A 23,222-nucleotide genomic window follows, 5' to 3' on the forward strand; every position below is an offset into this window, starting at 1 on the left:
CGGCTGTACTGCGTGTTGACGGGGCTCTCCTATGAGCTCCGGACGTGCAGGTCGCGCGTTAGCGCGTCAAAGGGGGGCTGAGGTCAGCCGGTGCTGCCTGGTGCGGCGAGATGCGGCGGGGCGGAGCGTCGTTCCACGGGGCGATGACCATATGACACCTCCTGTGCAATGGATCGGGACACGAACTGCGCGACAGCGATGCGGCAAGGACAGCGGCGACCCTGGCGGGCCGTGGCGGATAGTAATGAATTTTTCGGCGGCGGCGCATGAAGGATTCGAGAAACGAAACGGGGCGCCAGCGGCGCCCCGTTTCGTTCCCGCCGATGGCGAGGAATTACTTCAGCTCGGTCTGCGTGGTCATCACCATGCCGCCGTTCTCGACGTGCACTTCGCCGCTGATCGCCTTGATCCGCTCGGCCTGCTGGCGCATGGTCTCGAACTGCGACTTGGCGCGCTCGGCCGCGGCCTGGGCCTTGGTGGCCTGGTCCTTGTCGGCGTCCTCGCCGTTCTCGTCGCTGCCCATGGATTCGGTCAGCTGCTTGAGATGGTCGGACTTCTCCTCCATGGCCTTGATCCACGACACGTACATATCGCCGCTGAGGTGCACGCGGCCCATGCGGCCGGCGTCGCCGGTGGGAGCCTTGAGCATGTCGCCCAGCTTGGCGTCCTCGCCCTGGCCGACGGCGATGGCCAGCGCCTTCTCGCCCATCGCCAGCCACACCGGCTGGCCCAGCGCGGCGGTCATTTCCGCCGGCAGCGCCACCGGCTTGCCGTCAGGCGTGAGCTTGATCTGGGCCAGCGCCGGCGAAGCCATGCTGCCCATCGCGGCCAGGCCGGCCGGGTTGGTGCTGCCGACCAGCACGCGGCCGGTGAACTTCGGCGTGGTGCTGCTCGGGTCGAAGCTGTCCAGCGACACGCGCAGGCCCAGCAGGTCGCCGAACGGCGGCATCGCCGCCTGCTGCGCCACCTGGCCCAGCTTGGCGAAGCCTTCGTTGAGATTGGTCAGCGTGGGGCAGCCGAACGGCTTGGCGGCCACCGCCTCGGCCTGCGCGGCCCAGAACGTGCGCAACTGCGCCACCGGCAAGGCCAGGGTCATGTCCATCGGCGCGTCGCCGTCGACGCCCAGGCCCGGCAGCTCGACCTTGACGCCGGCGAAGGCCTTGGCCACGTCGTCGGCCAGGGCCACGTCCCAGCGCAGGTCCTGGTGCTTGGGATCGAGCTTGGTGTAGCCGAAGCTCATCGACGGCACGCGGCCGGCGATGCGCGTGGCATCGGCTTCGCAGGCCGGGGAGACGCCCGGCTGGGTCGTCACCGGCTCGCCGGTCTTGGCTGCCTCGGCGTGCTGGTGCGCCTTGTACATGGCGGCGAACAGCGGGTCCTTGCCGCTGGCGGCCAGCGGCAGCAGGCGCACCAGGTCGACGTGGCCGACGGCCCACGGCTTGTAGCCCTTGTCCTTGGCCAGCTGTTCCAGGCGGCCATCGTCCTGCAGGCTCTTGGCCGGGCGGTCCAGGCCAAGCGCCTGGCGCAGCAGCGGCTGCGGCGCGTCGGCCGGCAGCACGGTGGCGACCATCTGCTTGCCGACCACGGCCAGGATCACCTGGGTGCCGGCTTCGGCGGAGGCGTGCTTGCGATAAGTGACACCGCCTTCGGTGGCGGTATCGAGCTTCTTGCCGTAGGCGGTTTCCAGGCGGCCGACGAAGGCGTCGAAGGCCTTCGGGTCGGCCAGCTCGAAGCGCACCACCGGCGCCAGGCCCAGGCCGTAGACGGCCGAATGGCCCTTCATGTCCAGGCCGATGTTCTGCGCGAAGGCCTCGATGCTCTTGCCGTCGAGTTCGGCGATGAAGGCCTTGAGCAGGTTGGCCGTATCGGCGTCCTTCTCCTTCATGTCCTCCGCGGCGGCCTTCAGCTGCGCCAACTGGCTCGGCAGCTGGGCGTCGGCCTGGGCGATCAGCGCCTTGCGCGTGTCGTCATCCAGCACGTCCAGGTTGGCGACCACGTACGGCGTATCCGCCGGCACGAAAGCCAGGGGGGCATCCTTGTCCTTGTGGCCGCAGGCCGCCAGCAGCACGCCGGCGACAGCCAGCGCCAAATAGCGCTTACTCACTCGCATGTCGATTCCCTGAGATAGATAGAAGAAGGTGTTGCGCCGCGCATTATGCCCGTTTCGCCCCGGACTTGCGGGCAAAGATAAGGCTTCCGAGTGGCCGAAGCGGCCGGGATCGCGATAGCCCTCTCCCTCCGGGAGAGGGGGTGGGGTGAGGGTACGGGCGGAGCGCGGAAGCGATGTGCACCGCTCCGCCCGTACCCTCATCCGGCTGCCGCCACCTTCTCCCGGAGGGAGAAGGATTCCACCTTCAAGATTGAGGGATACCGCAGCGTTGGTTCGGGTCGCCGGGGGGGGGGGCGCGCGCTGTGGGCGGGTGAGGTTATTACGGCCGGGCCAGCATCTCGGCCAGCACCGCCATGCGCACGAACACCCCGTTGCCGACCTGCTCGAGGATGCGCGACTGCGCCCCGTCGGCCACCTCGGAGCTGATCTCGATGCCGCGGTTGAGCGGGCCCGGGTGCATCACCAGCGCGCTGCGCGCCGCCAGCGCCAGGCGGCGCGTGTCCAGGCCGTAGTGCCTGAAGTAGTCGGCCTCGTCCTGCAGGTCGGTGGCGGCCATGCGCTCCTTCTGCAGGCGCAGCATGATCACCGCGTCGGCGCCGGTGACCGCCTCGTCGAAGTCGGTGAAGCGCTGGCAATGCGGCAGCTCGTGCTCGCCGGGCATCAGCGCCGCCGGCGCGCACAGGCGGATGTCGCGCACACCCAGCGCGGCCAGCGCGTGCACGTCCGAGCGCGCCACGCGCGAGTGCTTCACGTCGCCGCAGATCACCACGCCCAGCTGCTCGAAATTCGGCCGGTGCTGGCGGATGGTCAGCGCATCCAGCAGGCCCTGGGTGGGGTGGGCGCGGTTGCCGTCGCCGGCATTGATCACCGACACGCCGCTCATGGCGTGGCGCACCAGCTCGTCGGGCGTGCCGGAGATCTTGTGGCGCACCACGATCGCGTCCAGGTGCATCGCTTCGAGCGTGTGCAGCGTGTCGTACAGCTCCTCGCCCTTGCTGGTGGAGGAGAAGCCGATGTCGAAATTGATCACGTCGGCGCCGAGCCGGCGCGCGGCCAGTTCGAACGAGGTGCGCGTGCGCGTCGACGGCTCGAAGAACAGGTTGAGGATGGTGCGCCCCGCCAGCAGGTCGAGCTTGCGCGTGCCGTGGGCGCAGGCGTCGCGCATGGCGACGGCGCGGTCGAGCAGGCGCTCGATGGTGGCGCGCGGCATGTTTTCGAGCGTGGTGAGGTGGCGCAGGCGTGGGGTCATGGGCGTGTCGTCAGGGCGGGTCGGCGAGGGTGGACGGGGTGCCGGCCGGCTGGGCCAGCCAGCGTTCCAGGATCACGGCGGCGGCTTCGGCGTCGATGGTGGCGGCGTCGCTGCGCTTCTTCAGGCCTGCCGCACGCGCACCGGCGAAACGGCGGGCCGCTTCCTGCGAGCTGTGGCGTTCGTCGATCAGCGCGACCGGCAGGTCATAGCGCTGCTGCAGGCGCTCGGCCAGGCGGCGGGCGCCGCGGCTGGCTTTCTGTTCGTCGCCCTCCAGGGTGAGCGGCAGGCCGATCACCAGGGTGTCGGGCTGCCATTCGCGGCGCAGGGCGTCCAGCCTGGTCCAGTCCGGCTCGCCGTCGCGCATCGGCACCACCGCCAGCGCGCGGGCCAGGCCGGTGAAGCGGTTGCCGACCGCGACGCCGAGCAGCCGGCTGCCGTAGTCGAAACCGAACACACAGCTCATGCGTGACCTACGTAGCCCGGCAACTGCAGCGGGTTGACCCCGACCAGGCCGGCGGCGGCGCTCCAGCGCTCCTCCAGCGGGGTGTCGAACACGACGCGCTCGCTCGCTTCCACGGTGAGCCAGCTGTTGTCCTTCAGTTCCTGCTCCAGCTGGCCGGCGCTCCAGCCGGCGTAGCCCAGCGCCATCATGGCCTGGCGCGGACCGGTGCCGGCGGCCATGGCGATCAGGATGTCGCGCGAGGTGGTCACCGACCAGTGGTCGTTGATGCGATAGCTGGATTCCCAGTGGCCTTCCTCGCGGTGCAGCACGAAGCCGCGCTCCTGCTGCACCGGGCCACCGATCAGCACGGGCAGGTCAGCGACCTCCGGATCGTCGCATTCCAGCTTCATCTGCCTGAGCACGTCGCCCAGGCGGTATTCGGAAAGCTGGTTGACCAGCAGGCCCACCGCGCCGTCTTCGTCGTGCTGGCAGAGGAAGGCCACACCGCGCGAAAACGGCGGCTCGGCCAGGCTGGGCATGGCGATCAGGAAATGACCGGCGAGGGAGGAGGGGCGGGAAGCGCTCATGGCCCGCATTGTAAGCGCAGGGGGTGCAGCTGGGGTTAGGACGAGGTTGGCGGAACCTGCGGCCGTGGCCGTCCGGGCTGCCCTCAGCGCGTATGCAGCACGTTGTTTTCCTGGAACTGCCAGGTGCGGGTGATGTGCAGTTCGTCGACCCGCTCGCCGGTCTGCGGCAGCGGCGGGAACGGCGCGGCCAGGCGCACGATGCGCTCGGCGGCCTTGTCCAGCAGCTCGTGGCCGGAGCTGCCGATGATCTCGATGCCGATCACCTTGCCGTCGCGGTCCAGGGTGACGGTGAGCAGCACGTCGCCGTGCAGCTTCTGGCGGCGGGCGGCGTCGGGGTAGTTGAGGTTGCCGACGCGCTCGATCCGGTCCACCCAGTTGCGCATGTAGCCGGCGTAGGCGTACTCGCTGGTGTTGGAGGAGATGAATTTCTTCTTGGGGCGCTTGGCGTAGGCCTCCTGGATGCGCCGCTTCTCGGCCGCCAGCTGAGCGGCTTCCAGGCGCACGCGGTCGGCATCGGCGGCGGGCAGGGTGCTGTCGCTGCGCTGCGGCTGCGCGCTGTCGGAGCTGACGCTGAAGCGGCTGTTGCCGATGGTGGTCAGCAGGCGGTCCGGGGTGGCGTCCTGCGGGCGCGCCGCGGTGGCTTCCTGGGCGTGCTCGGCCATGCCCGGATCGGGCTTGGGCAGCGGGCCGGAGAACGGCTGGGACGGGCGGGCGGCCTTGTCCTGCTCGCCGCCGCCGCGGTTGCTGGCCTGGGCCAGGAAGTCGGCCTGCTCGGGCTTCTCGCGGTTGGCCACGTCGACCAGGGTCACGTCCAGCGTGGGCAGGCTGGGCTTGGGCTTCACGTAGCCGAAGGTGATGCCCAGCAGCAGCACGCCGTGCAGCAAGAGCGAGAACAGCAGGGTGGCGCCGATCAGGTCGGCGCCCCGGGGTGCGGGTTGACTCACGCGGAACGCTTTCCGTGGATGTGGTGCTCGATGACGTCGAACAGCTGGCCGCAGATATTAAGCCCGAACTGCTTGTCCAGTTCGCGCGCGCAGGTCGGCGATGTGACGTTGATCTCAGTGAGGTAGTCGCCGATCACGTCGAGCCCCACGAACCACAGCCCGCGCCGGCGCAGCTCGGGCGCCACCTGGGCCACGATCCAGCGATCGCGCTCGGTCAGCGGCACGCCCTCGCCGCGGCCGCCGGCGGCCAGGTTGCCGCGGAATTCGTCGCCCTGGGGAATGCGCGCCAGCGCATAGGGCACCGCCTCGCCGTCCACCACCAGGATGCGCTTGTCGCCGGCGCTGATCTGCGGGATGAACTTCTGCGCCATCACGAACTGCGCCTGGCCGCTGAGCAGGCCGCCGCTGAGCAGGGTTTCCAGCATCGAATTGAGGTTGCTGTCGCCGGCCCGCACGCGGAAGATGCCGCGCCCGCCCATGCCGTCCAGGGGCTTGAGCACCACCTCGCCGTGCTCGGCCACGAAGCGGCGCAGGTCGGCCTTGTCGCGGGACAGCAGGGTGGGGGCCATGCACTGGCCGAAGTCCAGCGCGTACATCTTCTCGTTGCAGTCGCGCAGGGCCTGCGGGTCGTTGACCACGGTCACGCCGGCCCGCTGGGCCAGCGACAGCACCATGGTGTCGTAGATGAACTGGGAATCGACCGGCGGGTCCTTGCGCAGCAGCACCACGTCGACCTCGGCCAGCTCCTGCCAGCGCGCCTCGCCCAGGCTGAACCAGCCGGCGGGGTCGTCCTTCACGCTCAGCGGCCGCAGGCGGGCCCAGGCGCGGCCGTCGCGCACGGCCAGGTCGCCGTGCTCCATGTACAGCAGCGCATGGCCGCGCCGCTGGGCTTCCAGCAGCATGGCGAAAGTGGTGTCCTTGGCGATCTTGATGGCGCCGATGGGGTCCATCAGCACGGCGACCGAGAGGGCCATCGTCATTCTCCGGTAGTGGGTGCCCCGTAGGCTGGCGCGCTCTTGCCGGATCGGCGGGCGTCGGTCGACGAGGTGGGATGCCGCGCATGTTCGCCGACGCGCACGACGGGCGGCAAGGTATGTGAAGGCGTGCCGCACAGCGCAACAGCGAGGAATTTGGCTTGACGCCACGACGGGCAGGCGGTAAACAGCACGGACAATCGTCCGCCCACGAGCGGATGAATCGGTGGGCAATCTTGCGGGATTCTTTTCGTCCACATGGAGCTGGCGGCCCAGGGCTGTCGGCTTCGTGTCTTACCTGAGCCTGGGGCGGGTCACAGGGGGGTGTGTGAACTTGAACATAAGTGGAAATGGCCTGGCCGGTCTGAAGGTCATGGTGATCGACGATTCCAAAACCATCCGTCGCACGGCGGAGACCTTGCTCAAGAAGGAAGGTTGCGACGTGCTCACGGCGGTCGACGGATTCGAGGCGCTCGCCAAGATCTCTGACCAGAAGCCCGCCATCATTTTCGTCGACATCATGATGCCGCGCCTCGACGGTTACCAAACCTGCGCGCTCATCAAGAACAATCCGCAGTTCCGGTCGACGCCGGTGATCATGCTCAGCTCGAAGGACGGCCTGTTCGACAAGGCACGTGGCCGCATCGTGGGCGCCGAGCAGTATCTGACCAAGCCGTTCACGCGCGACGAACTGCTTGGAGCCATCCATCGCCATGTCACGGTGTAAGACCACCATCGACTACAGGGGCTGAGGGGGACCTGTGGCCAATATTCTCATCATCGACGACTCGCCGACCGACGTGCGCGTGTTCACCACGCTGCTTGAGCGCGCCGGGCATACGGTCGGTTCGGTCAACAACGCCGAGGAGGGCATCGAGCGCGTGCGCGCCGAGCTGCCCGCCCTGGTCATCATGGACGTGATCATGCCCGGCATGAACGGTTTCCAGGCCACGCGCACGCTGACGCGCGACCCGGTGACCAAGGACGTGCCGATCGTGATGATCACGACCAAGTCCATGGAGACCGACCGCGTCTGGGGTTTGCGCCAGGGCGCCCGCGCCTTCATCACCAAGCCGGTGAACGAGAAGGAGCTGCTGGCGTGCATCAACGATCTGCTGCCCAACGCGGCCTGAGGTCTACTCGATGAGCCAGACCTTGTCCCCGTTCGAGATTCTCGCGCGCTACGAGCGCCTGTCGCTGACCCATGCTTCGGATACGCCCGAGAAGCTGGAGGCGCCGGGATTGTGGCGCGGCATCGGCTACCGCGTGGGTTCACGCCTGTTCGTCAGCGGCATCGACGAGATCAGCGAACTGCTCGCCGTGCCCCTGCTCACGCCCGTGCCGGGCACCCAGGCCTGGTTGCTGGGCGTGGCCAACGTGCGCGGCAACCTGGTGCCGGTGGTGGACCTGAGCCGCTTCCTGTTCGGCGAGCGCACGCTGCACACCGAGCGCAGCCGCCTGCTGGTGGTGCGCCAGGGCGCCGGCAGCGTGGCGCTGCTGGTGGATGAGGTGTTCGGCCAGCGCACGGTGGATACCGAGGCGCGCCGGGCGGCCGAGCAGGAAGACGATCCGCGCCTGTCGCGTTTCGTCGAGGAAAGGGTGGGAGAGCCCCGGCTGGCGGTATTCAGCATGGGACGCCTGGTGCGTGCCCCGGACTTCCGCCAGGCCGCGGCCTGAAGCGGGAACCGGCAAATCTATAAGTAGGACCGGTGCCGGATCGCGGCCGGATTGACAGGCTTTGAAATCCCAGCCGATGCCGCAACGACGGCGTGGCGTAGACGGGTGAGGTAACGCACATGAGCACTACAGGGGGCGTCGGCAAGGAGCGGGGCTATACCGGCCTCATCGTCTTGCTGGTGGTCGCGATCGGCTTCGCGGCGCTGGACTTCTTCATGCTTAACGCGAAGAACGGCGAGGATCGCCAGGCCATCGGCCTGACCACGCAGATCCAGGTGTTGTCGCAGCAGACCGCCAAGTACGCGCTGGAGGCGTCGGACGGCAACGTCGACTCCTTCAAGGAGCTGGAAACCAACCGCAATGCGATCGATTCCGCGGTCCAGCGCCTGAATTCCGGCGACACCAAGAGCGGCATGCAGGCCTATGCCGACAACAGCGCCTCCCCGGCCGGCCGCGGCGTGGCCGCGCTGAGCAACGCCTGGAAGCAGCTGGATGCCGACATCGGCAAGATCCTGTCCAACAAGGCGCTGGTGCTGGATTCGGCGCAGCGTGCCGGCACCCTGTCGCGCGAACTTCCCGTGCTGAACTCCAGCATGGAGCAGGTGGTGAACATCCTGCAGCAGCGCGGCGGCAGCGCGGAGCAGACCTACACCTCGGCGCGCCAGATGCTGCTGGCCGACCGCATGATCCGCCGCGTGCAGGAAATCCTGCAGGGCGGCGACGCCTCGCAGCCCGCGGCCGACGGCCTGGCCCGCGACGGCCAGCTCTACGGCGGCGTGCTCAAGGGCCTGCAGGAAGGCAACACCGAGGTCGGCGTGCGGTCGATGAACGACTCCAACGCCCGCAAGATCCTCGGCGACATGCAGACCAAGTGGGACAGCCTGCAGGACCCGGTCTCCAAGCTGGTCGGCGCGGCCGGCAACCTCTCCGAGGTGAAGCGCGCCGGCAACCAGGCCTCGCTGGATTCGCAGAACGTGCTGCTGCGCGCGAACGAACTGTCCGAGCAGATCGGCAAGCTGCCGCTGCGCCGCCTGTTCCCGAACGTGTGGTGGGGCGTGCTGGGCGCCGGCGGCGCCGCCGCCTTCGCCGTGCTGCTGGTGTTTACCCTGATCCGCGACCAGCGCCGCCGCTTCCAGGAATCGGCCGAGCTGAACCAGCGTAACCAGGAGGCGATCATGCGCCTGCTGGACGAAATGGGCTCGCTGGCCGAAGGCGACCTGACGGTGAAGACCACCGTGACCGAGGACATCACCGGCGCCATCGCCGACTCGGTGAACTACGCCATCGACGAGCTGCGCACCCTGGTGACGACGATTAACGAGACCTCCGAGCAGGTCTCGTCCTCGGCGCAGGAAACCCAGACCACCGCGCGCCATCTGGCCGACGCGGCGCAGAGCCAGGCGGCGCGGATCAGCACCGCCACCTCGGCGATCAACCAGATCGCCAGCCTGATGGACAACGTGTCGAAGGATTCCGCCGAATCGGCCGACGTGGCCGAACGCTCGGTGCGGATCGCCTCGCGCGGCGCCGAAGTGGTGCGCGAAACCATCTCGGGGATGGACTCGATCCGCGACCAGATCCAGGAAACCTCCAAGCGCATCAAGCGCCTGGGCGAGTCTTCCCAGGAAATCGGCTCGATCGTGGAACTGATCAACGACATCGCCGAGCAGACCAACATCCTCGCGCTGAACGCCGCCATCCAGGCGGCCTCGGCGGGCGAGGCGGGCCGCGGCTTCGCGGTGGTGGCGGACGAAGTGCAGCGCCTGGCGGAACGCTCCGCCAGCGCGACCAAGCGAATCGAAACGCTGGTGCAGGCGATTCAGTCCGACACCAACGAGGCGGTCAACTCCATGGAGCAGACCACCGCCGAAGTGGTGGCCGGCGCCCGCAAGGCCGAGGACGCGGGCAGCGCGCTGGGCGACATCGAACGCGTGTCGCACGACCTGTCCGCGCTGATTCAGAACATCTCGGCCGCGGCGCGCGAGCAGTCCATCGCCGCGACGGACATCTCGCAGTCGATGAACGCGATCCAGGAAATCACTTCGCAGACCTCGCAGGGCGCGAGCCAGACGGCCGAGTCGATCGGCTACCTGGCCCAGCTGGCCAGCGATCTGCGGCGTTCGGTGGCGCACTTCAAGCTGCCGGGCTGATTAGAAAAGCAACAGGTACGGGCGCGACCGCAGCATCCAAAGCGGGCGCGTCCGAGGACAGGGGGGCAACCTCGACGGTTGCGTGACACGCGTTGCGTGGCCGCTGAGAGGGGCGCATGAGACTTCAAGACCACATCGATTTCACCACCCTGCAGTGGGTCAAGCCCGAGCTTGACGAGACGCTGGCCATCGCCCGTGAGGCGCTGGAATCCTACGTCGAAAATCCGGGCGACCGCGCCGTCATGCGCTCGTGCGCGGACAGCCTGCACCAGGTCCAGGGCACCCTGCGCATGGTGGAGCTGTACGGCGCCGCGCTGGTGGCCGAGGAAATGGAAAACCTCGCCGTCGCCCTGCTCGAAGGCCACGTCACCCAGCGCGAGGAAGCCTACGCCGCGATGATGCGCGGCCTGATGCAGCTGCCGGACTATCTGGAACGCCTGTCCGGCGGCCATCGCGACGTGCCGGTGGTGCTGCTGCCGCTGCTCAACGAGCTGCGTGCCAGCCGCGGCCAGCAGGCGCTGCACGAATCGGCGCTGTTCGCGCCCAATCTCGAAGCCGCGCTGCCGGACAGCGCGCCGGCCGCGCTCAACCAGGAAGAAGCCGAGCGCATGCACGGCCGCATCGCCGAGCTGCGCCTGCGTTTCCAGCAGCAGCTGCTGGCGTGGTTCCGCGGCCAGGCCGCCGAGCAGCAGCTCGGCGCCATGGTGCAGACCCTCGATGCGATCGCCGCGCGCTGCTACAGCGTTCCGGGCCGCCGCCTGTGGTGGATCACCGCCGGCGTGCTGGAAGGCCTGCAGCAGGGCCTGCTGAAGAACCAGGCGGCGGAAGTGCGCCAGCTGATCGGCAAGGTCGATCGCAGCATCCGCCAGCTGATCGAACAGGGCGAAGCGTCGATGCGCGGCGGCGATGCCGACGAGCTGGCGCGCAAGCTGCTCTACGTCGTCGCGCAGTCCAAGCAGCGCAGTGCGCGCATGGACCTGCTGGTGCGCACCTACGGCCTGGACCGCCTGCTGCCCGACGAGGGCGAGCTGGAACATGCCCGCGGTTCGATGTCCGGCCACAACCGCGCCCTGCTGGACTCGGTGGCCAAGGCCATCAAGGAAGACCTGCTGCGCGTGAAGGAAGCGCTGGACCTGTTCCTGCGCCAGGCCGACGCCGATCCCGCCCAGCTCAGCGAACAGACCGGCGTGCTCGAGCGCGTCGGCGACACCCTCGGCATGCTGGCGCTCGGCGTGCCGCGCCGCGTGGTGACCGAGCAGCGCCGCGTGCTGGAAGACATCGCCAACCGCCTGCGCGCCCCGGACGAAGAGCTGCTGCTCGACGTCGCCGGTGCGCTGCTCTACGTCGAAGCCTCGCTGGACGATCACATCGAGAGCCTCGGCGCCGAAGAGGAAACCGCCCAGGAAGCGCCGGTGAGCATGCTCCCGCGCAGCGAGGCGCGGCACATCCTCTCCACGCTCATGCAGGAGGCCACCGCCAACACCGGCAAGGTGAAGGACGCCATCGTGGCCTTCATCGAATCCGGCTGGCGCCACCAGGAACTGACCGACGTTCCCGGCCTGATGGACGAAGTGTCCGGCGCCATGCGCATGCTCACCGCGCCGCGCCCGGCCGAACTGGCCGAAGGCATCGGCCGCTTCGTCGGCAACGAGCTGCTCAGCGACCGCCGCGTGCCGACCAGCGCGCAGATGGATCACCTGGCCGACGCGCTGGCCGCGCTGGAGTACTACCTGGAAGCCGCGCGCGAACATCGCGGCGGCCTCGAACACATCCTGGACGTGGCCGAGCACAGCCTCAGCACGCTCGGCTACTGGCCGCCGCCGCCGATGCGCACCGTGCTGGCCGACGCCGAGCCGGAAGCCGCCGCTGTACCGGCACCGGCACCGGCGTCCGCGCCTGCCGCGTTCGCGCCGGAATTCACTACCGAGCACGAACTCACCGAAAGCGTCAGCCTGGCCACCGGCCACGACCTGGGCAGCCTGGTGATCGGCGAAGCCGTCACGCCGATGCCGTCCGCGCACGAACTGGCCGGCCTGCGCCTGGTCGATACCGAGCAGGTGCCCGCGCCGGTCGCCTCCGGCGCCAACGACGACGACGACTGGGTCGAGATCGAAGAAGAAGTGCTCGAGCAGGTGCCGGTCGGCAACGCCATCAATGCCCACGCCGGCTTCCAGGTCAGCGTGGAAGGCATCGACGACGACATCCGCGAGATCTTCCTGGAAGAAATGCAGGAAGAGATCGACAACCTGCGCGACGCCGAACAGAAGTGGCTGGCCGATCCGGAGCGCCTCGAAGCGCTTACCCCGATCCGCCGCTCCTTCCACACGCTCAAGGGCTCGGGCCGCCTGGTCGGCGCCACCGCGCTGGGCGAGTACGCGTGGAAGATCGAGAACATGCTCAATCGCGTGCTCGATCAGTCGATTCCCGCCAACGCGAATGCGCAGGCGCTGATCCACCACGCCATCGAAGCGCTGCCGCAGCTGCGCGCCGCGCTGATGGGCGAGGGCGCACCGACCGCGCCACTGGCCGCGATCATGGAGACGGCCGACCGCCTCGCCGGCGGCAGCGAGAGCGCCCGCGTCGAAGACTTCGCGCCCGCCGCCACCGAGACGGTGCGCCGCGTCGTGCGCCGCCGCGTGCTGCGTTCGCAGATCGCCGCCGAGGCGATCCCGGCCGCCACGCTCGCGCACGTCGAGCCCGCCCCGGAACCCGTGGCGCCGCCGCTGCATGCGCACGACATGATCGCGCCGCCGGTGCTGCCGCCGGTCGATCCGGTGCTGCTGGAGATCCTGCGCAGCGAAGTCGCCCAATACCTGCAGACCATCCGCCACGCGATCAACCGCGTCGACGGCGAGCTGCGCGTGGACGACAGCCTGCTGCGTGCCGTGCATACCCTGCACGGCGCCATCGCGATGGTCGACATCCCGCTGCTGACCCAGCTGCTGTCGCCGCTGGAAAGCCTGCTCAAGCGCCTGCGCGCCGCCGGCCATCCGCTCTCCGCCGAGGGCGTGAACCTGCTGGGCAAGAGCGCCGACGCGGTCGACTACATCATGGGCCAGTTCGACGCCGAGCATCCGCAGCTGCCGGAGCTCGACGCGCTGATCCAGCGCCTGGTCGAACTGCGCGACGCGCAGCCCGAGCCGCAGGTGGCGCACGTGCTGTTCGAGCCGCTGGCCGACGATCTGGCTGCGGATAACGAAGCCGACGAGGGCGCGCTTGCCGCCGCGCTGGACGCCGCCATGCCGGCGCAGCCGGGCGAGCCGCATGCGGAGGAAACCGCGAAGGCCGCCGCGCCGGTGGACGATTTCACCGCCGAGCTGATGGCCGCGCTGGGCAGCTTCGAGGCCGAGCGGCCCGCGCAGGACGCGGACGTGACCCATCACGCGGTCGCGCCCGTCACCGCAGAAGAAGACGATTTCGCCGCGCTGTACGGCGACCTGACCGGCGACGAGCCGCAGCACGCGGAAGCCGCGGCGGATCCCGCCGAGATCGTGGTCGAAAACACGTTGTCCTTCGATAACCTGTCGATCGAACCGATCGAGCTTTCCGAGGCCCACCTGGGCGCCGGCGAAGCCGGGCACATCGAGTTCTCGCTCGATGCCGTCGAGCCGGCGGAAGCGCAGCTGGTCGACGCGCATGCACTGGTCGGCACGGAGCAGCCGGCCGAAGTGGCTGCGACGCATGTGTCGCTGGAGCCGGCGCTCGCCGATGGCGAAGCAGCGATCGAAGAGATCGAAGTCGGCCCGGTGTCGGAGAGCGAGCTGGCCGAGTTCCTCGGTGCGGACGAGCCGATCGCCGAACTGGCCGAGCCGGTCTCGGGCCTGGTCGACGAGCCCGTGCTCGAGCCGCTGCATGCCGAAGAGGCGGCGCCGGTCGTCGAACCGGAGCACATCGAAACCGTGCACGTCGAAACCGGGCAGCCCGAACCCGTGCCGTTCATGGCCGGGGAAGCCGAGGCGGCGCAGGTCGAGGAAGCTCGTATCGAGCCGCCCAAGGCCCCGGTCCACGACCTCACCTCCGAATACGCCGGCAGCTGGACCAACGACCAGATCGATCCGGACCTGCTGGAGATCTTCACCGAGGAAGCGCGCGAGATCCTCGACCACTCCGACAGCGTGCTGGCGCAATGGCGTGCCGAGCCTGCCGAGCCGGAACACCTGGCCAGCCTGCAGCGCGACCTGCATACGCTGAAGGGCGGCGCGCGCATCGCCGGCATGGTGCCGGTGGGCGACCTCACCCACGCCATCGAAACCCTGCTGGAAAGCCCGGTGGGCCGCGATCCGGCGCGCCTGGGCGAACTGATCCGCGCCCTCGAAGCCGGCTTCGACACCCTGCACGGACTGGTGCAGCGCGTGTCGCAGGGCCGCGGCGTCGAATACCCGCAGGCGATGATCGACCGCTTCCTGGGCCTGGCCGGCGATACCGCGCCTGCCGCCGGGCACGACGACGTCGCCGCCGAACCGGCCGATCGCGCCGGCCTGCCCGAGCTGCTGCCGGAAGAAGGCCAGTTCGACGAGGCACGCGGTCCGCAGGAACAGATCCGCGTCCGTTCCGAACTGCTCGACACCCTCGTCAACCATGCCGGCGAGGTGGCGATCTACCGTTCGCGCCTCGAACAGCAGGTCGCCGGCTACCGCTTCAACCTGGTCGAGCTGGACTCGACCGTGCAGCGCCTGCGCAGCCAGCTGCGCATGCTGGAAATCGAAACCGAGGCGCAGATCATCGCGCGCTTCCAGCGCGAGCATCGCGAAGCGGGCATGAGCGTGTTCGATCCGCTCGAGCTCGACCGCTATTCGCAGCTGCAGCAGTACTCGCGTGCACTGGCCGAGTCGGTATCCGACCTGGTGTCGATCCAGAGCATGCTGGACGAGCTGACCCGCCAGGCCGAGACGCTGCTGATCCAGCAGTCGCGCGTGAGCTCGGAACTGCAGGACGGCCTGCTGCGCACGCGCATGCTGCCGTTCGACACCATGGTGCCGAACCTGCGCCGCACGCTGCGCCAGGCCGCGACCGAGCAGGGCAAGAGCGCCCAGCTGTTCGTGGAAGGTGCGCACGGCGAAATGGACCGCACCCTGCTCGACCGCCTCAAGGCGCCGTTCGAGCACATGCTGCGCAACGCCGTCGCGCACGGCATCGAGTCGCCGGAAGAACGCCGCAAGGCAGGCAAGCCAGCCGAAGGCGCGGTGCGCATCCGCGTGGCGCGCGAAGCCACCGAGGTGGTGGTGCGCGTGACCGACGACGGCCGCGGCCTGGACCGCGAGGCCGTGCGCAAGCGCGGCATCGAGCGCGGCCTGCTGCGCGCCGACGCCAAGCCGAGCGACGACCAGCTGCTGGCCCTGATCACCCAGCCGGGCTTCTCCACGGCCGGCACGGTGACGCAGCTGGCCGGCCGCGGCGTGGGCATGGACGTGGTGGCCAACGAGATCAAGCAGCTCGGCGGCTCCATCGCGGTGGAATCGCAGGCCGGCCAGGGCACGACCTTCGTGCTGCGCCTGCCGTTCACCCTCGCGGTGACCCAGGCCATCCTGGTGCGCATCGGCGAGGGCACGTTCGCCATCCCGATGACCTCGGTGCAGGGCGTGGCGCGCATCAACCCGGCCGACCTCACCACGCGCCTTGCCGAGTACGAGCCGACCTTCCCGTATGGCGGCGAAGAATTCGGCATCCACGACCTGGCCGAACTGCTGGGCATTCCCCCGGGCCATCCGGGCGACGAACAGCTGCCGCTGCTGCTGACCCGCGCCGGCGACCTGCGCGCCGCGATCCGCATCGACGCCGTGATCGGCTCGCGCGAGATCGTGGTGAAGTCGGTCGGCCCGCAGGTGAGCTCGGTGCCGGGCATCCTCGGCGCGACCATCATGGGCGACGGCTCGGTGCTGATCATTCTGGATCTGCCGCCGCTGGTGCGTCACGGCATCGTGCGCCGCCAGGAGCGCCTGGCCGAAGGCCTCACCGCGGTCGAAATGCCGGTGGTCGAGGAAGAGCGCGTGCGTCCGCTGGTGATGGTGGTCGACGACTCCATCACCATGCGCAAGGTCACCGGCCGCGTGCTGGAACGCCACGAATACGAAGTGCACACCGCGAAGGACGGCCTGGATGCGCTGGAGAAACTGCACGAGCGCGTGCCCGACCTGATGCTGCTCGATATCGAGATGCCGCGCATGGACGGCTTCGAACTGGCCGAGGCGATGAAGGCCGATCCGCGCCTGCGCAACGTGCCGATCATCATGATCACCTCGCGTACCGGCGATAAGCATCGCCAGCGCGCATTCGACATTGGCGTGGACCGCTACCTCGGCAAGCCGTACCAGGAAGTCGAGCTGCTGGCGCAGATCAGCGAAGTGCTGGAGCAGCGTGCGACGGAGTCCGCCCATGGCTGAAGCCCCGGCAGTCGCTCTGCTGTTCGACGACGCGGAACTCGGGGCCCATCTGCGCGAAGCCTTGCGTGAACGCGGTGCTCGCATCGTGCACGAAGGCGCGCTCGGCACGCTGAGCCGCGAAGTGATCCATGGCACCGGCGCCCAGGTGGTGGTGGTGAACCTGGACGATGAGGCGGCCGACGAGCTCGACCGCCTCTACGACGTGATCGACGGCGATCATCCGCGCGTGGTGTTCAACGACGCCCAGGCCAGTCGCGGCCTGGACGGCTGGGATCGCGCGCGCTGGGCGCGGCATCTGGCGGTGAAGGTGCTGGCGGATGGCGACGTCGATCCGCCGCGTCCGGCCGATGCGCTGGCGGTGGAGACGCCGGTGATGCATGAGGCGGTGGCGGTTGCCGCCGCGCCGGTGGCTGCGATAGCCGCGGTGGCTTTGGCTGAAGCCGATGAAGAGCCGGCAGCCGAGCCCGAAGCGACCACGCTGGCCGAGATCGAGCCGGTGGCCGATATCGCGCTGATCGACGAATCGCCTGAAATCCTGCTGTCCCCGGTGGTCGGCGAAGCCGCCGATGTCTCCGAATCGCTCGCCGCCGAACTCGAAGCGCTGCTCGCCGCCGACACCGACGAGCCGGCGGAAGACGATTTCGGCAGCGGCCTGAAACAGATTGCCGAAGACGCGCCGCCGCTGCACGACGGCATGTTCGGCGCCGACTTCCTCGCCGACACGCACGGCCCCGCGCCGATGCCGCCGGTGCACGACGAACTGCTCGCCCAGTTGCCGCCGCCGCTGCCGCAGCGCGAAGAACTCACCGCCAGCGTGCCGACCGAGCCGCTGGGCGCGCCGCCGAGCGCGCCGCGTCCGTCGTTCCAGCTCGACCATCTCGCGCTGACGCCGCTGGACGACGACTTCATCCCTGCCGACGCGCCGATCAAGGTGGAGAAGATGTCCACCGCCGAGGCGCTGCACAGCGGCTGGTCGCTGGTCGACGACGATGCGCCGCTGGCCGAAGAGGCCACCGTCGACTTCGGCATCGAGAAGATGGACGCCGCCGATTTCCTCGCCCCCGACGTGGAGCTGGAAGAGGCGCCCATGGCCGAGCCGACCATGACGCTCGAACTGGTTTCCATCGAGGAGGCCATCGCGCCGCGGGAGGAGTACTCCCACGAAGTGCACCTCGGCGAATTGAACAGCGCGCTCGGTCGCGTGCTGCTGCTCGGCGCGACGGTGGACAGCACCGATTCGGTCTGCGCGTTCCTGGCCGCCTTGCCGTCCAGCCTGCGCATGGCCGTGCTGCTGACGCAGCATCAGGGTGTAGCGTCGGTGGATGCATTGTCCGAGCGACTGTCCAAGCATTCCGCGCTGCCCGTGCGCATTGCCAGCCATGGTCATCGTGCGCGCGCCGGCGAAGTGCTGCTGGTGCCTGCCAACTGCCAGGTGCGCTTGCTGCGCGACGGCCGCATCGAATCCGAGGCCGTGGAACTGGCCTCGCTGCAGAACCCGTCCATCGACAGCGCCTTCACCACCGCCGCCAGTGTCTTCGGCCGCGACGCCGTCGCCATCGTCTTCGCCGGCCCCGGCACCGACGCCGTCGCCGGCGCGCAAGCCGTGCACGATCGCGGTGGCAAGGTGTGGGTTGAGCAGGCCTCCGGCGACCACTACGCCGACATGGTGCATGGCGTCGAAGCCGAACGCCTGGCAAGTTTCACCGGAACGCCGTTCGAACTGGCGGCACGTTTGATCGAAGAGGAAGTCCAGCGATGAGCGAGCAGCCGTTGCCGCGCGAAATCCGTTGCGTACTGGTGCCCGTCGGCCACCTGCGCCTGCTGCTGCCCAACGCCACCGTAGCCGAAGTGATCACCCTGCCGACGCCGGAGACGGTGGAGAACGCGCCGGAGTGGTTGCTTGGACGTATCGCGTGGCGTGGCTGGCGAGTGCCGCTGGTGTCGTTTACCAAGCTTGCCGGGGCGGAGGAGGGCGATCCGTCGTTGGCGATGCGTGTGGCGGTGCTGAAGGCGTTGGGTGGGAATCCGAAGTTGCCGTTTGTTGCTGTGGTTACGCAGGGTTTTCCGCGACTGACTACGCTTAATGCGGAGTTGATTATTCCGACGCATGACGGCACCGAGCTGCCGCCTGGCGTGAAGGCGCAGGTGCTGGTGCGCGACGACGTGGCGGTGATTCCGGATCTGGAAGGGATTGAAGAGCAGTTGACGGAGATGTTGGAGTTGGCGAGCTGATTCGCCGCTCCCGCTCGACTGCCTAAGTTTTTCTGCTGCTAGCTTCTGGCCCATCGTATCGGGCTTCGCGGCTATTGGCTGGCCGCCCGCCATGGAACATGGCGCTTACTCCGAATGGGAGTCGAGGCCACCCACACCCTCAGTGCAGTTTGCTAACGTAGCAACTTACGGTTGCGCGGGGATTCACCGTGCGCTGTAACTGAAGTGGCTGTTCCGGCGTCTACCATGGCGTAGCGCCTAGGAATGCGCAGGTTGTGGGGATGAAGCCAGGGATGGGCGTCGTATCGATTTTCTTTAATGCCGTCTTCAAGACTGGGTGCGGGCTTTCTCGCATCCGGTGCCGCTGTGTGCCGCGCTGTTGAACCGCTGTGATCGCCGACCGCGCAATCGTGAGTGTCGAAGGAATCAAACCATGAAGTATGGGATAACCGTTGCGCTCCTGCTGCTCCTGAGCCTGCTCGGTTCGGTGTCGGCGCAGGATTGGAATGCAGTTCACCTCGGCAACAACGTTATCGACCCCGATAACCGTGTCATGTGGTCCGAGGGGGCTGCAATGACCTATGACTTCGGTGCGGTCTACAGCGGATATCCGTACGGTCGGGACAAGTGCAGTCCGACGGGTTGGCAGACCATGTCCGCCCCGAACACCGCCTACAATCCGGCGGCGCACAGGTATCAGCGCCAGATGGTGGCCTATTCCGACTGCCATATGCTGGGTGCATTTATCGTCGCCTCGTATTTGGTCTACAGCTGCGACAATGCCGCGAAATGGTCCTACCTCAAGGATTACAACACCTGGGATTGTGCCCGCGGCTACTACGTCGCCGTCCCCGAAGACCCGGCCGGCAACGGCGAGTGCACCTGCGACCAGGGCCGGCAAGCTACCGCGCATCCCATCGAGATCGGCACCGGCAACATGTCGGAATCCGCCACGGATTTCGTCAGCGGCGATGGTCGCCTGCGCTTCGATCGCTACTACAACAGCAACCCACTGAATCCGGACCGGCGTGCCTCCGGGTGGTGGAACGCCTATAGCGCCAGGCACATCACCAGCCTCGATGCGGGGCGCAAGTCATCCCGCTCGGCGATCCACTATGCGGCGTCGTCCGGCGTCTACGCTTCCGCCGAACAGGCCTGCGTGCTGGGTGTGGCCGACCTCGCCAACGACCGGGGCGCCAATGCCGCCAACCCGGCCTATGCGGGTGTGACCGGCAGCTATGTCGACGGGCGGTGCCAGCTGTCCAATGGCGGCTCCGTCCCGGTACTCAATACAGGCACAGCGGATCTCTTCGTCGGCATCATCTTGGACGCAAGCGTCGGCGCGACGGTGTTCCGTCCGGACGGCAACTACTATCAGTTCTCCTGCCGCCAGGGCGTATGCACCTCGTTCGGCCAGAGCAAGATCACCCTGGTCACGTCGTCGGCCGGCTATACGCTCACCGCGGAAAACGGCGACGTCGAAAGCTACGACTTCAACGGCAACCTGCAGAAGATCGTCAGCCGCGACGGCTATATGCAGACGCTGACCTACAACACCAGCAGCAACACCGACGTCGCCACGATCCAGTCGGTCACCGACAGCTCCGGCCGGACGCTGGCCTTTGCCTACAATGTCTTTGGATCGCTCAGCCAGCTCACGCTGCCGGATGGCACGGCGGTGCAGTACGGTTACGAAGCGGACGGCCGCCTGACCTCCGTGACCTACGCCGATGGCAGCAGCATCGGCTACAAGTACGAGAACACCGCGTTTCCCCAGGCCATGACCGCCTGGGTCGACGAGAGCGGCGGCACCTACGCCACCTGGGCTTACGACAACACCACCGGCATGGCCACGGCCAGCGCCCTGGCCGGCAACGTCGATACCAGCACGCTCAGCTACAGCGGCAATACCACCACGCTGACCGACAATCTCGGTACGGCGCGCACCTATACCTTCCAGGGCGTGGCGCGCGGCAGCCGCCTGCTGTCGGTCTCCGGGGCCCACCTGCAGCGATTGCACAGGTCGGAACATGACCTATGACGCCAATGGCTTCCTGAAGACATCCCAGGATTGGAACGGGGCGACGACGAGCTACAGCTTCGATCCCACGGGGCTGCTCCTGCAGCGCATCGATGGCCAGGGCACGGCGGCGCAACGTTCCACCACCATCACCTGGAATGCCGCGCTGCGCGTACCGCTGACCCGCACGGTCAGGGACGTTGCGGCCAACGTGGTGGCCAGTACCAGCTGGCTCTACAACGGCGCCGGCCAGGTGTTTGCCCGCTGCGAAGTCGACGTGGCGGTGGCCAGCGGGTACGCCTGCGCGTCCACCGGAACGCCTCCAGCCGGCGTGCGGCGTTGGACCTATACGTATTGCGACACTGTTGACGGCACGCAATGCCCGCTCACGGGCTTGCTGCTGAGCGTGACGGGGCCGCGCACCGACGTCACCAGCACGATCCGCTACAGCTACTACCTCAGCACCGACGAATCGGGCTGCGGTACGGCCGGCGGCGTCTGCCATCGCGCCGGCGACCTGTACCAGGTCACTGGCGCCGCGGGTCATGTCATCACGAATCTGGCTTACGACAAGAATGGCCGGGTGGTGCGCCAGCGCGATGCCAACGGCGTCATCACCGATTCGACCTATCACGTGCGCGGCTGGCTGCTGACCAGCACCGTCCGCGCCAACGCCGACGGTACGCCCTCGGCCAACGACGCCGCAACCCGGATCGGCTACACACCCTACGGCGCGGTCGCCTCGGTGACGGACCCAGATGGCGTGCAGGTCACCTATGCCTACGATGCCGCTCATCGCCTCACCGACATCACTGATGCCCTGGGTAACCGCATCCACTACACGCTGGATGCCGCTGGCAACAAGACCAAGGAAGAGACCTTCGACGCCGGCAACACGCTGCGCCGCTCGCTGGCCCGCAGCTACAACACGCTGGGTCAGCTGACCGGCATCAAGGACGGCCTCAACCGCACGGTGTTCGATGCCAGCTTCGGGGATAGCTACGACGGTAACGGCAACCTGGTGCGCAGTGCCGACGCGCTCGGTGTCCAGCGCAAGCAGGGTTACGACGCGCTCAATCGCCTGGTCAGCACCATCGACAACTACAACGGCACCGACACCGACACGTCCACACAGAACACCCAGAGCGTGTTCGCCTACGACGCCAAGGACCAGCTACAGGGCGTCAGCGATCCGGACGGCCTCAATACCACCTACGACTACGATGGCTTAGGCAACGCCATCGCGGTGCATAGCCCGGATACGGGGACGTCGAGCTTTGTGTATGACGCGGCAGGCAACCGCATCCAAGCGACGGATGCGCGCAACGTCGTCACTCACAGCACCTATGACGTCCTGAACCGCGTCACCGCCATCACTTATCCGACCAGCGCAGAGAACATCAGCTACCGCTACGACGAGGCCGACAGCGTTACCGGTTGCGTCGGTTCCTATCCGATCGGCCGTCTGACCCGCGTGGTGGAAGCGACCCTGACGACAGTCTATTGCTACGACGCCCGCGGCAACGTGGTGACGAAGCGACAGACCCAGGGCACGAACGTCGACACGGTCAGCTACACCTACACCCTGGCCGATCGCCTGGTGAGCAGCCGTACGCCGGATGGCACGGCCACCCAGTACGGTCGTGACGGAGCAGGGCGCATCAATGCCGTGACCGTGCTGACGCCTAATGCCGGCGGCGCTGGGGCTTGCAACGTCGTCACCAACGTGAGCTACCTGCCGTTCGGCCCGATCCTCAGCTACACCTTGGGCAACGGCCAGACGATCACGCGCACTTACGACGCCAACTATGCCGTGACGGATGTCGTCAGCCCGGCGCTGAACTTGCATTTCGCTCGCGACGCGATGGGCAACATCACGGCGCTGGGCAATGTCTCGGGCGCCGATCCGGCGATCGAGACATACAGCTACGACCCTCTGCATCGCCTGACGGGCCTGAAGGACGCCCAGGGGCAGGCTATCGAGGCCTACACCTACAACAAGACGGGCGACCGCCTCAGCAAGGCCAGCAATGGACTGGCGACCGGTGCCTATGGCTATCAGGCGGGTACGCACTGGCTGACGAGCATCGGCAGCAGCGCCCGCACCTGTGACGCCAACGGCAACACGACAGGCAGCACCTCGGGTGGCGACGCATTCGGCTACGGCTATAACGACCGCAATCGCATCTCGGTGGTGCAGCGGAACGGGCAGACCGTTGCCAGCTATGTCTACAACGCCATGGGCGAGCGCGTGGCCAAGACGGCCGCGGCCACCCAGCGCTTCGCCTACGACGAAGGCAGCCAGCTCATTGGTGAGTACGGCGCGACCAGCCGCAGCTACGTCTGGCTGGGCAACTTGCCGGTGGCGGTGGTGGACACGAATGGCACCACCAGCACCGTGAGCTACGTGCACGCGGATGCGCTGGGTACGCCGCGTGCGGTCACGGATGGCGCTGGGGCTACCGTTTGGCAGTAGAG

The 23,222-nt window shown here is 67.9% G+C and carries 14 protein-coding genes and 1 pseudogene; 9 read left to right on the top strand and 6 right to left on the bottom strand.

Features of this window, described 5'->3' with window-relative positions; all coding sequences use genetic code 11:
• Positions 1–334 precede the first annotated feature (334 nt).
• The 6 genes from BM172_RS11575 to gshB all read right to left on the bottom strand — a co-directional run bounded on the left by BM172_RS11575 (position 335) and on the right by gshB (position 6,306).
• Positions 335–2,110 carry a hypothetical protein gene (locus BM172_RS11575; RefSeq protein WP_026633548.1) on the bottom strand — a complete coding sequence of 592 codons (1,776 nt, stop codon included), beginning with the start codon at positions 2,108–2,110 and terminating at the stop codon, positions 335–337.
• A 319-nt stretch (positions 2,111–2,429) separates the two neighbouring features.
• On the bottom strand, positions 2,430–3,359 hold the full coding sequence (locus tag BM172_RS11580; RefSeq protein ID WP_026633547.1) for an aspartate carbamoyltransferase catalytic subunit: 930 nt from the start codon (positions 3,357–3,359) through the stop codon (positions 2,430–2,432).
• 10 nt (positions 3,360–3,369) lie between these two features.
• Positions 3,370–3,822, bottom strand: a complete 453-nt coding sequence (ruvX, locus tag BM172_RS11585) for a Holliday junction resolvase RuvX (RefSeq protein ID WP_026633546.1) — start codon at positions 3,820–3,822, stop codon at positions 3,370–3,372.
• The gene (locus BM172_RS11590) at positions 3,819–4,388 is read right to left on the bottom strand and encodes a YqgE/AlgH family protein (protein ID WP_026633545.1); all 570 of its coding nucleotides are present in this window, start codon (positions 4,386–4,388) and stop codon (positions 3,819–3,821) included. The genes ruvX and BM172_RS11590 overlap by 4 nt, the downstream gene beginning before the upstream one ends.
• Positions 4,389–4,471: 83 nt before the next feature.
• Positions 4,472–5,332: an energy transducer TonB gene (locus BM172_RS11595; RefSeq protein ID WP_026633544.1), complete on the bottom strand. Its 861-nt coding sequence runs from the start codon at positions 5,330–5,332 to the stop codon at positions 4,472–4,474.
• Positions 5,329–6,306, bottom strand: a complete 978-nt coding sequence (gene gshB / locus BM172_RS11600) for a glutathione synthase (RefSeq protein WP_026633543.1) — start codon at positions 6,304–6,306, stop codon at positions 5,329–5,331. Before gshB ends, BM172_RS11595 begins: the two co-directional genes overlap by 4 nt.
• A 373-nt stretch (positions 6,307–6,679) precedes the next feature.
• On the opposite strand from gshB, the gene BM172_RS11605 reads away from it, so the two are divergent.
• From BM172_RS11605 to BM172_RS11645, 9 genes and pseudogenes are all read left to right on the top strand, one after another.
• The gene (locus BM172_RS11605; protein WP_026633542.1) at positions 6,680–7,033 is read left to right on the top strand and encodes a response regulator; all 354 of its coding nucleotides are present in this window, start codon (positions 6,680–6,682) and stop codon (positions 7,031–7,033) included.
• A gap of 34 nt (positions 7,034–7,067) precedes the next feature.
• Positions 7,068–7,439 carry a response regulator gene (locus BM172_RS11610; RefSeq protein ID WP_026633541.1) on the top strand — a complete coding sequence of 124 codons (372 nt, stop codon included), beginning with the start codon at positions 7,068–7,070 and terminating at the stop codon, positions 7,437–7,439.
• 10 nt (positions 7,440–7,449) lie between these two features.
• The gene (locus BM172_RS11615; protein WP_026633540.1) at positions 7,450–7,983 is read left to right on the top strand and encodes a chemotaxis protein CheW; all 534 of its coding nucleotides are present in this window, start codon (positions 7,450–7,452) and stop codon (positions 7,981–7,983) included.
• A gap of 911 nt (positions 7,984–8,894) precedes the next feature.
• A pseudogene (locus tag BM172_RS22970) lies at positions 8,895–10,133 on the top strand (methyl-accepting chemotaxis protein); the annotation flags it as partial.
• 116 nt (positions 10,134–10,249) lie between these two features.
• Positions 10,250–16,513, top strand: coding sequence for an Hpt domain-containing protein (locus BM172_RS11625; protein WP_026633538.1), 6,264 nt, complete (start codon positions 10,250–10,252; stop codon positions 16,511–16,513).
• Positions 16,506–18,272: a chemotaxis protein CheB gene (locus BM172_RS11630; RefSeq protein ID WP_026633537.1), complete on the top strand. Its 1,767-nt coding sequence runs from the start codon at positions 16,506–16,508 to the stop codon at positions 18,270–18,272. Before BM172_RS11625 ends, BM172_RS11630 begins: the two co-directional genes overlap by 8 nt.
• A complete protein-coding gene (locus BM172_RS11635; RefSeq protein WP_026633536.1) occupies positions 18,269–18,745 on the top strand; it encodes a chemotaxis protein CheW in 477 nt (158 codons plus the stop codon). Before BM172_RS11630 ends, BM172_RS11635 begins: the two co-directional genes overlap by 4 nt.
• 412 nt (positions 18,746–19,157) lie before the next feature.
• Positions 19,158–20,765, top strand: coding sequence for a DUF6531 domain-containing protein (locus BM172_RS11640; protein ID WP_081805005.1), 1,608 nt, complete (start codon positions 19,158–19,160; stop codon positions 20,763–20,765).
• On the top strand, positions 20,755–23,220 hold the full coding sequence (locus BM172_RS11645) for an RHS repeat protein (protein ID WP_026633534.1): 2,466 nt from the start codon (positions 20,755–20,757) through the stop codon (positions 23,218–23,220). Before BM172_RS11640 ends, BM172_RS11645 begins: the two co-directional genes overlap by 11 nt.
• Positions 23,221–23,222: the final 2 nt, after the last annotated feature.

Origin of the sequence: Dyella marensis (assembly GCF_900112865.1) — a bacterium.
Classification (GTDB): Bacteria; Pseudomonadota; Gammaproteobacteria; order Xanthomonadales; family Rhodanobacteraceae; genus Dyella_D; species Dyella_D marensis_A.